Source organism: Comamonas sp. HJ-2, assembly GCF_053615495.1.
Map to the genome: position 1 here is coordinate 57,970 of NZ_JBSIFD010000026.1, position 13,183 is coordinate 71,152.

At 62.1% G+C, this 13,183-nt stretch carries 11 protein-coding genes; 3 read left to right on the forward strand and 8 right to left on the reverse strand.

What is annotated here, in order from left to right:
• Window positions 1-61 precede the first annotated feature (61 nt).
• From ACWGXF_RS19935 to eda, 3 genes are all read left to right on the forward strand, one after another.
• Window positions 62-1,069, forward strand: coding sequence for a TRAP transporter substrate-binding protein (locus ACWGXF_RS19935; protein WP_003065736.1), 1,008 nt, complete (start codon window positions 62-64; stop codon window positions 1,067-1,069).
• Between the two features lie 99 nt (window positions 1,070-1,168).
• The gene (edd, locus tag ACWGXF_RS19940; RefSeq protein ID WP_256631005.1) at window positions 1,169-3,016 is read left to right on the forward strand and encodes a phosphogluconate dehydratase; all 1,848 of its coding nucleotides are present in this window, start codon (window positions 1,169-1,171) and stop codon (window positions 3,014-3,016) included.
• Entirely contained in the window at window positions 3,001-3,648 is a 648-nt protein-coding gene (eda, locus tag ACWGXF_RS19945) for a bifunctional 4-hydroxy-2-oxoglutarate aldolase/2-dehydro-3-deoxy-phosphogluconate aldolase (RefSeq protein ID WP_012839283.1), read from the forward strand. The genes edd and eda overlap by 16 nt, the downstream gene beginning before the upstream one ends.
• Before the next feature lie 73 nt (window positions 3,649-3,721).
• Here eda and cydX read toward each other — a convergent pair whose 3' ends face one another.
• The 8 genes from cydX to ACWGXF_RS19985 form a co-directional block, all read right to left on the reverse strand.
• A complete protein-coding gene (gene cydX, locus ACWGXF_RS19950; RefSeq protein WP_003053063.1) occupies window positions 3,722-3,862 on the reverse strand; it encodes a cytochrome bd-I oxidase subunit CydX in 141 nt (46 codons plus the stop codon).
• A gap of 104 nt (window positions 3,863-3,966) precedes the next feature.
• Complete coding sequence (gene cydB, locus ACWGXF_RS19955; RefSeq protein WP_256631006.1) at window positions 3,967-5,121, reverse strand: cytochrome d ubiquinol oxidase subunit II; 1,155 nt, start codon at window positions 5,119-5,121, stop codon at window positions 3,967-3,969.
• A gap of 13 nt (window positions 5,122-5,134) precedes the next feature.
• Window positions 5,135-6,724, reverse strand: coding sequence for a cytochrome ubiquinol oxidase subunit I (locus ACWGXF_RS19960; protein ID WP_003065743.1), 1,590 nt, complete (start codon window positions 6,722-6,724; stop codon window positions 5,135-5,137).
• Window positions 6,725-6,755: 31 nt separating this feature from the next.
• Window positions 6,756-8,480: an amino acid ABC transporter ATP-binding/permease protein gene (locus ACWGXF_RS19965; RefSeq protein WP_256631007.1), complete on the reverse strand. Its 1,725-nt coding sequence runs from the start codon at window positions 8,478-8,480 to the stop codon at window positions 6,756-6,758.
• Complete coding sequence (gene cydD / locus ACWGXF_RS19970) at window positions 8,477-10,207, reverse strand: thiol reductant ABC exporter subunit CydD (RefSeq protein ID WP_256631008.1); 1,731 nt, start codon at window positions 10,205-10,207, stop codon at window positions 8,477-8,479. Before cydD ends, ACWGXF_RS19965 begins: the two co-directional genes overlap by 4 nt.
• A gap of 240 nt (window positions 10,208-10,447) precedes the next feature.
• On the reverse strand, window positions 10,448-11,404 hold the full coding sequence (locus ACWGXF_RS19975) for an NAD(P)H-dependent flavin oxidoreductase (RefSeq protein ID WP_003065748.1): 957 nt from the start codon (window positions 11,402-11,404) through the stop codon (window positions 10,448-10,450).
• Window positions 11,405-11,687: 283 nt separating this feature from the next.
• Entirely contained in the window at window positions 11,688-12,818 is a 1,131-nt protein-coding gene (locus ACWGXF_RS19980; RefSeq protein ID WP_452102399.1) for an ABC transporter substrate-binding protein, read from the reverse strand.
• Between the two features lie 140 nt (window positions 12,819-12,958).
• The coding region (locus ACWGXF_RS19985; RefSeq protein ID WP_452102400.1) for an electron transfer flavoprotein subunit alpha/FixB family protein at window positions 12,959-13,183 on the reverse strand (225 nt) is incomplete at its 5' end.

Below are 13,183 nucleotides of genomic sequence, written 5' to 3' on the forward strand. Positions count from 1 at the left end.
CGCATCACGGCAGTTCCAATTTCATCAAAGGGCCCAGGCCCAATCAAGCAAGGAGACGGGTATGCGTATCAAATTTGCAGTCGCGGGCCTCACGGCAATGTTGCTGGCCGCCGGTGCCGTTCAGGCGCAGGACTTCAAGCCCCGCCTGGTGCGGTTCGGCTACGGCCTGGTGGAAGACTCCAACCAGGGTCGTGCCGTGCGCATGTTCGCCAAGGAAGTGGAAAAGGCCAGCGGTGGCAAGATGAAGGTCCGCGCCATCGGCAACGCATCCCTGGGCTCGGACACGCAGATGCAGCAGGCCCTGATCGGCGGCGCCCAGGAAATGATGGTCGGCTCCACCGCCACGCTGGTGGGCCTGTCGCCCGAAATGGCGATCTGGGACACCCCTTTTCTGTTTGCCAACACCAAGGAGGCCGATGCCGTGCTGGACGGCCCCGTGGGAGAGAAGGTCAAGGCCACTCTGGAGCCCAAGGGCATGGTGGGTCTGGTCTATTGGGAAAATGGATTTCGCAATCTGACCAACAACAAGCGCCCCATCACCAAGCTGGAAGATCTTCAGGACGTGAAGCTGCGCGTGATGCAGAACAATGTCTTCCTGGACAGCTTCAAGACCCTGGGCGCCAATGCCGTTCCCCTGCCCTTCTCCGAGCTGTTCACGGCGCTGGAAACCAAGGCCGTGGACGGTCAGGAAAACCCCTTCAACACGGTGCTGTCGAGCAAGTTCTATGAAGTGCAGAAGTACCTGACCGTCTCCAACCATGTCTACAGCCCCTGGATCGTGACGGTCAGCAAGAAGTGGTGGGACACGCTGAGCCCTGCCGAGAAGAAGGTGCTGCAAGATGCTGCGATCAAGAGCCGTGAATTCGAGCGCAAGGATACGCGCGAAGAAGCCGCCAAGGCCCTGGCCGAGATCAAGACCAAGGGCATGCAGGTCAACGAACTGCCAGCCGCCGAAGCAGGCCGCATGCGCGACAAGCTCGGCACCGTCAATGCCGGCATTGCCAAGTCCGTGGGTCAAGGTACCTGGGACTCTGTGCAGGCAGCCGTCAAGCAAGCTCGCGCCAAATAAGCGCCCAACCATGGAGCCATGCCCCGGGCATGGCTCTGACTCATTCCAAGACAATGCCTGCGCCCCAAGCACAGGCATTGCTGCCCAAGGACTTTCATCATGGCACTTCACCCCGTTCTGGACCAGGTGACGCGGCGCATCCAGGAGCGCAGCCGCGCCAGCCGCTCCGACTATCTGGCACAGGTCGATGCCATGGCCGCGCGCCCTCCGCAAGTACGCACCATGGGCTGCGCCAATGTGGCCCACGCCTTTGCGGCTCTGCCCGGTACGGACAAGATTCGCATCGTTGAGGAAAAAGGCCCCAATGTCGGCATCGTCACGGCCTATAACGATGTGCTCTCCGCCCATGCGCCGTTTGCGCATTACCCCGATATTCTGAAAGACGAAGCCCGGCGCAACGGCGCAACGGCCCAGGTGGCCGGCGGTGTACCTGCCATGTGCGACGGCGTGACCCAGGGCATGCCGGGCATGGAGCTGAGCCTGTTCAGCCGCGACACGATTGCCATGTCCACCGCCGTGGCTCTCACGCATGACACTTTCGATGCGGCCCTGATGCTGGGCGTCTGCGACAAGATCGTTCCCGGCCTGCTGATCGGCGCCCTGCACTTCGGCCATCTGCCCATGGTGTTCGTGCCTGCCGGCCCCATGACTTCGGGCCTGTCCAACAGCGACAAGGCCAAGGTACGCGAGCAGGCGGCGCAGGGCCTGGTCGGCCGGCAGGAGCTGCTCGCGGCAGAAAACGCGGCCTACCATGATCAGGGCACCTGCACCTTCTACGGAACGGCCAACAGCAATCAGATGCTGCTCGAAGCCATGGGCCTGCATGTTCCCGGCACAGCCTTCATCAACCCCGCCGACGCAGAGCGTGAACTGCTCACGCGCGAAGCCATGCGTACCGTGCTGTCCATCACCCGGGGCCGGCGCTTTGCCCCCATAGGGCATGTCGTGGACGAGCGCTGCATCGTCAACGCCATGGTGGCCCTGCTGGCGACCGGCGGCTCCACCAATCACCTGATCCACTGGGTGGCCGTGGCCCGAGCTGCCGGAATCGTCATCGACTGGGATGACTTCGAGCAGCTGTCTGCAGTGGTTCCCCTGCTGGCCCGCGTCTACCCCAATGGCAGCGCCGATGTGAATCAGTTCCAGGCCGCAGGCGGCCCTGGTTACGTGATCGCCCAGCTGCTGCAGGCCGGACTCATGCATGGCGATGTGCTCACGGTGAGGCCCGAGGGGCTGGCTGCCTTCGGGCGCATCCCCCGTGTCGAAAACCATCAACTGCAATGGCAGGATGCGGGCATCTCCGGCGATGACACTGTTCTGCGTCCTGCCAGCCGCCCCTTCAGCCCTACGGGCGGCTTGAAGCTGCTCAAAGGCAATCTTGGCCGCAGTGTCATCAAGATCAGCGCCGTACCTGAAGATCGCCACGCACTGCGGGCACCGGCATGGGTCTTTGATTCGCAGGATGAATTGCAGGCGGCCTTCAAATCCGGTGCGCTGGAGCAGGCCTGCCAGACCAATGGCTTCAATGGCATCGTCTGCGTAGTGCGCTGGCAGGGTCCGCAGGCCAATGGCATGCCCGAGCTGCACAAGCTCACCCCTCCGCTGGCCGTGCTGCAAGGCAAGGGCTATGTCGTGGCCCTGGTCACCGACGGCCGCATGAGCGGTGCATCGGGCAAGGTTCCGGCGGCCATCCATGTCAGTCCCGAAGCACTGGCAGGCGGCCCGCTGGCCAAGGTGCAAAGCGGCGACATTATCGTGCTCGATGCCCCCACCGGCCTGCTGCAAGCCGAGCTGACGGATGCCGAATGGGAAGCCAGGCCGCTGGCCATCATGCCGACAGCGTTGCAGCAAGCCAATCACCGCGGCCTGGGCCGTGAACTGTTTGCCGGATTCCGGCGCAATGCGCTGAGCGCAGAAGAAGGAGCTTGCACATGGCTGCTCAAATGACCGCCTTGTCCATCATGCAGGATGCACCGGTAATTCCGGTCATCGTGCTGCACAACGCAGAGCATGCAGTGCCCATGGCCAAAGCACTGCTGGCCGGCGGCATCAGGGTTCTGGAAGTCACGCTGCGCACGCCTCAGGGCCTGGCCTGCATAGAGGCCATCGCCAAGCAACTGCCCGAAGCCATCGTCGGTGCGGGCACCGTGCGCAATGCAGTCGATGCCGCGGCGGCTGCTCGGGCCGGCGCAAGGTTTGCCGTCAGTCCCGGTTATACCAGCAAGCTGGGCCAGGCCTGCCGCGATCTGAACCTGCCGCTGCTGCCCGGCGTCGCAACCAGCAGCGAAATCATGATGGCTCAGGAAGACGGTTTTACCGAGCTCAAGTTCTTCCCCGCCGTGCAGTCGGGCGGCATCCAGATGCTGAAGGCCTGGCAAGGTCCGTTCGGAGAGCTGCGTTTCTGCCCCACGGGCGGCATCTCGCCCGGCAACGCGGCGGAGTTTCTGGCGCTGTCCAATGTGGTCTGCGTGGGCGGCTCCTGGCTGGTCCCAGCCAGTGCCGTGGAGAGTGGCAACTGGTCACTCATCACCGAGTTGGCTCAGGCCACGCAGACGTTGCGAAGCTCTCGCACGGCCTGAGCAAGACAAGGCCTCATCCATAAAAAAGCCCGGTCAGCTCCAAGCCGACCGGGCTTTTCCATGTCTTGGCGACTCAGGCATCCGGCAGCGACTTGGTTCGCTCCAGAAGCTTGCGACGCGTTGCCTCGTCATCCATCAACTCGAACCAGATCGCATTGAGCACGGCAAAAGCTGCTGCCAGCGGCAGACCCAGCAACCAGGCGAAATACCACATAAGTTTCCTTTCATTCGGCCCATCCAATGCATGGGCCAACAATATTCGAACCGCCCCTCACACAGAAGGAAGAACGCAGCATGGCGTCCGAGGGGCGTCCCATCTCAATACGAGTGGCCCTGACCGGTCACGATGGCCTTCACGTCCACCTTGCCTCGCAGCACCGAGTACACCCAGCTGGTATAGGCCAGGATCAAGGGCAGGAAGATCAGCACGCAGACCAGCATGATGAAGAGCACAACATGGCTGGAAGACGAGTCCCAGACCGTCAGACTGAAGCGCGGATCAATGCTGGAAGGCAGGATCATAGGGAACATGGCAGCGCCCACGGTCAGGATGATTCCGGCAATCGCCAGGCCGCTTGCCAGCAGCGCCAGCCACTCGCGACGGCTGCGCAAGCCGATGGCCACGATCAGCGGCATGAGCAGGCCGATACCGGGCACCAGCCAGAGCAAGGGATAGGACTTGAAGTTGGCCATCCATGCCCCGGCAGCCACGGCTGCGGTCTTGTTCAAGGGGTTGGAGGGACCGACGGGGTTGATCTCGCTGGTAATCACATAGCCGTTGATGCCTGTAGCCAGCCACAGGCCGGCAGCCGCAAACAGCACGGTGGTCAGCACGGCAAACCATGTGCCGTACCTGGCGGCGCGGCTGGCGACTTCTCCATCGGTCTTGAACATCAGCCAGGCCGCACCGTGCATGAGCAGCATGGACAGCGAGACCAGACCGCACAGCAATGCGAAAGGCGTGAGCAGACCGAAGAAGCTGCCGTCGTAGTAAATGCGCATATCGTCGCCCAGACGAAATGGCACGCCGAGGATCACATTGCCCACTGCCACGCCGAACAGCAGCGCTGGCACCAGACCCGTGATGCACAGCATCCAGTCCCAGCGATTGCGCCAGGCCGCATCCTCATGCTTGCTGCGGAACTTGAACGCCACGGGGCGCAGGATCAGCGGCACCAGCACGGCAAACATGGCCAGGTAAAAGCCCGAAAAGGACACGGCGTAAAGCTGGGGCCAGGCCGCAAAGATGGCGCCGCCACCCAGAATCAGCCACACCTGATTGCCTTCCCACACGGGGCCGACGGAGTTGATGGCCGTGCGGCGCTCGACATCGGTCTTGGCCGTGGCGCGCAGCAGGCCCATGGCGCCGAGGTCAAAGCCGTCGGTGACGGCAAAGCCCACCAGCAGCACGCCGAGCAGCAGCCACCAGATGAGGCGCAGCACGTCATATGAAATCAGTTCATGCAAGATCATTTGGTTGCTCCTCTCAGCTTTGGCCGCGTGCCAGCTTCTTGATCATGGGTTCGTAGAGGCTGAGGTGAGGTTCGCTCTCATGCTCGGGGCCCTTCTTGATGGCCTTGACCATCAGCTTGAGCTCGATAACCAGCAGCACGGTGTAGATCAGCACGAAGCCGGCAATGGTCAGCAACAGCGTCTTCGCGCCCAGATTGGAAACCGCCATGGCCGTGGGCAGCACGCCTTCGATGATCCAGGGCTGACGACCCAGCTCGGCCACCACCCAGCCACATTCGGCGGCGATCCAGGGCAGCGGAATCGAGAACACGGCAACTTTGAGCAGCCAGGGGTAGGCCTCAAGCCTGTGGCGGGCAGCCAGCCAGAAGAAGGTGCCGGTCAGCACGATGAAGAACATGCCCAAGGCCACCATGATGCGGAAGGTCCAGAACAGCGGGCCGACCGGCGGCACTGTATCCATTGCCGCCTGGTGGATCTGTGCTTCGGTCGCCTTGCGTGGGTCATCCACATAGCGCATCAGCAGCAGGGCGTAACCCAGATTGGCGCCATTGTTCTCAAAGCGCAGACGTGCCTCGGCGGGAATCTCGGCATCGGTCCTGGCCTTGCGAATGGTCTGCAGCGCGTCATAGGCGTCGATACCGTTGCGGATATTGCCCTCCGCACTCTTGACCAATTCGTTGATGCCGGGAATTTGGGTGTCCAGCGAACGCGTACCGATCAGGCCCATGACCCATGGGATGTGCACGGCAAAGTGGGTCTCGCGCGCCTCGCGGTCGGGGAAGCCAAAGGCCGTGAAGGAAGCCGGTGCGGGCTCGGTCTCCCACATGGCTTCGATCGACGCCAGCTTCATCTTCTGGTGTTCGGATGACAGATAGCCGGACTCATCGCCCAGCACCACCACCGACAGCGAAGCAGCCAGACCAAAGGATGCGGCCACCGTCATCGAGCGCTTGGCCAGATGGATATGACGACCCTTGAGCAGATACCAGGCCGAAATACCCAGCACGAACAGCGAGGCCATGACATAACCCGCCGACACCGTGTGCACAAACTTGGCCTGCGCCACGGGATTGGTGAGCACGGCAAAGAAGTCATTCACTTCCATGCGCATGGTCTGGGGGTTGAAAGTAGCACCCACGGGGTTCTGCATCCAGCCATTGGCGACCAGAATCCATAGCGCCGAGAAGTTGGTGCCTATGGCCATCAGGCAGGTGACGATCAGGTGCTTGACCTTGGAGAGGCGATCCCAGCCAAAGAAGAACAGGCCGACAAAGGTCGCCTCCATGAAGAAGGCCATCAAACCCTCGATCGCCAGCGGTGCACCAAAGATGTCGCCCACATAGTGGCTGTAGTAGCTCCAGTTCATGCCGAACTGGAACTCCATCACCACGCCGGTGGCCACACCCATGGCGAAGTTGATGCCGAACAGCACGCCCCAGAACTTGGTCATGTCGCGCCAGATGGCTCGTCCGGTCATCACATACACCGTTTCCATGATGGCAACGAGTATGGACAGGCCCAGCGTCAGCGGCACAAACAGAAAGTGGTAGAGCGCCGTTATCGCAAACTGCAGTCGCGATAAATCGACGATATCGAGGTCCATGGTCAGGTCCTTTCTCTCGGTACTTCAAAAATCAATCGGAAAAACATATGGACTGCGGTGCAACAGCACCCAGCGCATCGGGTCGCAGCCTTGCCATCAGCTGCTCAAACTCTGGGGTGCCGCGCAGGGCCTGCGCTCTCACCTGTCCTGCCTGCAGATACACGATGCGATCGGCGAGGCTCGCCTCACGCTGCCAATGCGTGGCAAAAATCAGCGTTCGCGCGCCGCTCTCAGCCGCCTGCACCAACCGCTTCAGCACATCGGCAGCAGTGACGGCATCCAGTCCCTCGGTCACCTCATCAAGCAGCCAGCAGCGGTCTGGGCTCAGCAGCAGTCTGGCCAGTGCCAGCCGGCGCGACTGGCCTCCGGACAGACCCAGGCCGCCTTCACCCAGCATGGTGTCCAGCCCCTGTGGCAGGGCCATGACGTCGCTTCTGAGACCTGCAGCCTGCAGGACGCCCCACAGCTGCTCATCGTCGGCCTTGGCATCGGCAAGCCTCAGGTTGTTGCGCAGGCTGTCCTGAAAAAGCTCGGTTCTCTGTGTCATCCAGCTGCAGCCGCGGGCCTGAACCACGCCTTCGTCCGGCTGCAGCTCACCCGCCATCAAATGCAGCAAGCTGGTCTTGCCTGCGCCGCTGCTGCCAATCAGCGCCACGCGCTCGCCTTGGCGCACGCTCAGGTCTATCGGACCCAATTGACGCAGTCGGACAGACTGCAGGCTGACGGCCAGCTTCTGCACAGGCTGCTGCGGACTCTCTGCCGCTTCGGCCTTGGCCGCCAGCGGTGGAGCCAGCCTGCGCAGCGCCAGCCAGGTACGCCCGGCCTGTTCTGCCCCTCTGCGCAGAGCTGCAAACGGCTCCAGTGCGGACAGTGCCAGCAAAATACCCAGCGCAGCAACCGGCGCGTTGATGCGGCCCTGCTCCATCAACCAGGCCATCAACAGCACGGATGCGCTCAAGGTAATGGCCGACACCGCACCATAAGCCTGGGCGGCAGCCGCTTCGGATTGATAAAGCCGCTCATCGGCCAGGGCGCAGCGCGCATCGCTATGCAGCACTTGCTGCACCTGGGCAGGCAACTGGCCTGCCATCAGCAGCTCGGTCTGGCCTGCAACCAGATCCACGGTTTGGGCACGCATGGCCTCCAGTGCCATGGCACGGCGTACGGCAGCCTTGCGGCTGCGCAAACCATGCCACAGGGCGATGCCCCAGCCAGTCAGCAGCAGCCACGCCAGGGTCAACAGGCCCAGCCACCAGCGCATGAATCCGTAGGCCAGAGCCGCCAGCAAGGCCGCGCCCAGCGCCGCTACGGCGGGCACCAGCAGGCGCAGATAAAGATTGTCCAGGGCATCCACATCGGAGGTCAGACGCTGCAACAGCCTTGCCGGGCGCTGCAGCAGCAGGCGGGCGGCCTGCGGGCGAGCCCAGCTCAGGAACAATCTCTGGCGCAAAGCGGCCAGCACGGCCAGCGTGGCATCATGGGTCACCAGGCGCTCGGCATAGCGGGCACCGGTACGGCCCACGGCCAGCAAGCGAATGCCGGCCGAGGGCATGAACACATCGAACACCAGGGCCGTGGCAGGCACCAGCCCGGCCAGTGCCGTGGCCGTGATGAACCAGCCCGACAAGCCCAGCAATGCCATGCCCATCAGCACCGTAAGCGCTGCCAGGGCTGCACCTCCCAGCCAGAGATTGCGCGGCGCCATCTGGCCCAGCAGCTTCAGCATCTCGCGCATTGAAATGGTTTGCATCTTCATGGCTGCAGCTCCCGCGCCGGTCGCAGCAGCGGCAACTCGATCACGCGATCCATGGCAGCGGCCAGCTGTGCATCGTGGGTGGCGACCAGCATGGTGCGCCCCCTGGCCAGATGACGCAGAGACTGCGTGATCTGGGCTGCTGTGTCGGGATCGAGATGAGCAGTAGGTTCATCGACCAGCAGCAGTCCGGCCGGTGTCTGCGCGGCCATACGTGCCAGAGCCAAACGTACCACCTCGCCACCGGAAAGGCCTGCGCCGCCCTCACCCAGGCTTGCGCCGGGGCGATGCGCCAGGGCCTCATCAAGTGCCGCCAGCTGCGTAGCTTCGGCAATCTGTTCAGGTCCTACAGAACGTCGCCCCAGCGCAATATTGCGCGCGGCCGAGCCTGCAAAGACATGGGGCAACTGCCCCAGCCAGGCCATGCGCCGGCGCAGCTGGGTAGCACTGCCGGCATCAAGCGTTTGCCGGTCGACTTCGATACGGCCTTGCTGTACCGGCAAAAGGCCGGCAATCTGCGCCAGCAGCACGGACTTTCCGCTGCCGCTGGGACTCCACAGCGCCACATGCTCGCCAGCCTGTATGTGCAAAGACAGCGGCGCGAGGCTGGAGTCACTGCCTGGCACCTGAACCTTGAGTTCCGAAACGCTTACGGACACAGGCTGGCCAGGCCATGACTGCTCATCGACCGGAGATGCTTCAGCGGCATGCTGCGCACCGACAACCTGCATGGACTGCGCCTGCATGCTCTGCAAGGTCTGCAGTGCGGCCTCGCCCGCAGCTCTGTCATGCCAGACGGCCGAGAGATCGCGCAAAGGCTCGAAAAATGCCGGCGCCAGCAGCAGCACAAACATGGCCTGGCCCAGACCGAGCTTGTCGCCCCAGGCGCCGAAATTCAGCGTGCCCAGCAGGTGAAAACCTATATAGACGGCCAACATGGCCACGCCCAGTGCCGAGAAAAGCTCCAGCACCGCAGAAGACAGAAAGGCAATGCGCAGCACGCGCATGGTGCGGGTGCGCAGGTCTTCGGCATGGTCACGCAGCCGCTGGCCCGTCAGCTCCACGGCATGCAGAGCACGCAGCGTGCTCAGGCCGCGCAGGCGGTCCAGCAAGAAAGCGTTCATATGACCGAGCTGCAGCATCTGCTCTTCGCTGGCCGCCTTGGCACGCCAGCCCACGATCGCCATGAAAAGCGGAATCAGCGGCGCGGCAACCATCAAAATCAGAGCAGCGACCCATGACTGCAAGGCCACGGCAGCCAAAATCACCAAGGGCAGCAAACGCACACGCCACATCGCGCTCTGGTAACGCGCCAGCCACGGAACAATGGCCTCGGCCTGCTCGGCCATGGCACTGGCGGCCTGGCCGGAAGCTGGACGGCTCTTGTCCAGCGGCGATGTCTGAGCCAGCGACTGCGCCACCCGGGCGCGCAAGCTGCTGAGCTGCGCACGCGCTGCACGGTTGGCCAGCATGCCGCCATGGCCTTCTGCCCAGGCTCGCAGCAAGCCCAGCAACAACACGCCAGCAGCCATGGGCCAGACGGCCGCCATGCCCTGACCGTTGGCCATGAGTTGCACAGCCCAGGCCAGCAAGGCTGCCTGCGGCAGCCATATCAGCCCGGCAAACACCTGCCACACAGCTCCCGCGCTGGGGCGACGGATGACGCTCGCCAACTTGGCATGTGCTGTATCGACCTGGTTGTCGGTGGAGGAAGAAGGGGTGTGCTGCATTTCTCAATTTTCAGTATTTACTGAAATTAACGGAATACTACTCTTCTTTTGACAATCATCATGACTTGATATGCAAAAGCCAATTGCAGGACCAGGCCTACATTGATACGCATCAACTCCGAAGCAATTTAACAAGGGTTAACCCTTGAGCAAGTCGTGCTTGAGCAACATCAAGCGAGCAAGCCGCCCATAAAAAACGGCGTCCGAAGACGCCGTTGGCACAGAAGATAGTGAACTGCCTCAGGCAACCAGCAGGCTTGCCTTGGCTTCGGCGTACTCACGCTTGAGGCGAGCCACCAGCTCCGCCGTGGACTGCACCTTGTCAATGGCACCGATACCCTGGCCACAGCCCCAGATATCTTTCCAGGCCTTTTGCGCACCGCCGCCAAAATTCATCTTGCTGGGATCGGATTCGGGCAGGTTTTCCGGATCCAGACCGGCCGCACGAATCGAAGGTGCCAGATAGTTGCCATGCACGCCTGTGAACAGATTGCTGTAGACCACGTCGTCGGAGCTGCCCTCGACGATCGCCTGCTTGTAGGCTTCTACGGCGCGCGCCTCGTCGGTGGCAATGAAGGCCGATCCGATATAGGCAAAGTCCGCACCCATGGCCTGGGCCGCGAGAACCGCCCCTCCCGTGGCAATCGAGCCGGACAGCGCCAGAGGGCCGTCAAACCATTGGCGAATTTCCTGCACCAGGGCAAATGGACTCTTCACACCCGCATGGCCGCCAGCACCGGCTGCCACGGCGATCAGGCCATCGGCACCTTTTTCAATGGCCTTGCGAGCAAACTTGTTGTTGATGATGTCGTGCAGCACCACACCGCCCCAGCCATGCACGGCCTGATTCACATCTTCACGCGCGCCCAGGCTGGTGATGATGATGGGTACCTTGTACTTGGCGCAGACCTGCATGTCGTGCTCGAGACGGTCATTGCTCTTGTGCACGATCTGATTGATGGCGAATGGTGCCGAAGGGCGATCGGGATGGGCCTTGTCCCAGGCCGCCAGAGTCTCGGTGATCTCTGCCAGCCAGTCCTCCAGCTGCTCGGCCGGGCGGGCATTGAGAGAAGGCATGGAGCCGACGATACCGGCCTTGCACTGCTCGATGACAAGCTTGGGATTGCTGATGATGAAAAGCGGCGAGCCGATGACAGGCAGAGCCAGCTTTTTGAGGGCGGGTGGCAGCTTGGACATATGTTGTCTCCTTCTTCGTTTTATAAATAAAAAGGGCTGTAGCGTTTGTTCCAGATACGCTGGCAGCTCTTATTTCAGAAGCAGTTCAAAGGACGGCTCACTGTTTGCACCCCTGTGCCGACGGTGAAGCCGTCCGACTGGCCTTTGGCCAGTTTCGCCTGCCATCGCGCCACTCCCTGTCCCCAGGGCAACAGTTTTTGCCTTCTCTGTGCACGGAGGATCATCGTGATGGGCGCGGCCGCAAAAAAGGCCTGAGCGCGGTGCTGCGTCAGGCCTTGGTTTCTTACTGCGTCACACGCCCGGCGGCATTGACGATGGACAGGTCCACATATTTGGATCCCACTTGACCGGGCTTGAAGTTCACCCAGTAGCCACCCAGGTCATAAGACTCCAGTCCGCGCAAGGCGGCACTCATTTTTTCCGGCGTCACCGGCTGGCTGCGACGCATGGCCTCCACGATGACTTTGGCATTCACAAAGCCTTCCATCATCGCAAAGCTCACCGGAACGTCCAGGGACTTGCCCGCAGCAATCGTCGCGTCGCGAAACTCCTTGTTGAGCTTGCCCGAGACCTTGTAGGGACTGGGCACCACCTGGGCAATCGACAGACCGCTCATGTACTCCACAGGAAGACGCTTGGCCAACTGCTCGATATCGGCCTCGGCCGTGGCATAGACCTGGGCGGTACCGCCCTCCATACGATATGCCTCGACAAATGCCGCCGTGGCAGGGCTGGAAGCCACCAACAGAATGGCTTGAGGCGAAGTCTTCGCAGCCTGCAGCTCCTGCACAGCCTTGTCCGAGCCACCTCGGCTCTTGAGCATGGCCGATGCGACCAGCTTGGCCCCGCTGGGGTTCACGGCCTTGGTCACCATGGCCGTCAGCTCCTGTGCATCGGGTCGCTCCTCGAACACCAACGCCAGCCGCGTGATGCCTACGGTGGCCAGGTGGGTGGAAATCTTTGCGATCTGCTCGACAAGCCCTGCACGCGTGGAGAACATCTGGGGTGATGCCAGCACACGGGTGTCCGTGCTTTGATAACCCACCAGCGGAATCTGCGAGCCATCCAGAGCCTTGCTCTCCAGCAAGGCCGAGAGATTGCGATTGCCGAAATAGCCTGCCAGCACCACGGGCTTGGATTCGCTCAGCAGCTTGCGCGTCTTGGTCACGGTCTCTTCGGGATGGCCCACATCATCGAGCACGGCCAGCTCCACAGACTGGCCCTGCACACCACCAGCCTTGTTGACCTGGTCAAAGTACAGACGCATGCCCTGCGCATAGGCCCGCCCCTGACTGGCTTCGGCCCCCGACATCGGGGCCACCTGCCCTACCGTCCAGGCCTGTGCCACCAAAACAGCACCTGCACACATGGCAACCAAACCGGCTCGCGCCAACACCCAATGCTTGCGATTCATTCAGAGTCTCCCTCTCCATCAATGCAGTGGGTCTGAAGCGCCCATGCAGCTGCCGAATTATTGTTGATGACCTGACCTGTACGAGCCAGGCGCCCATGGAAAAAGAGGGGCTTGAAGCCCCTCTTTTGATGTGCGCCAAATTACAGCGCGTTGACCAGTTCGGGCACGGCCGTGAACAGATCAGCTTCCAGACCGTAATCGGCCACCGAGAAGATCGGTGCTTCGGGGTCCTTGTTGATCGCCACGATCACCTTGGAATCCTTCATGCCCGCCAGATGCTGGATCGCGCCCGAGATGCCACAGGCAATGTACAGCTGGGGCGCCACGATCTTGCCCGTCTGGCCCACTTGCAGGTCGTTGGGCGC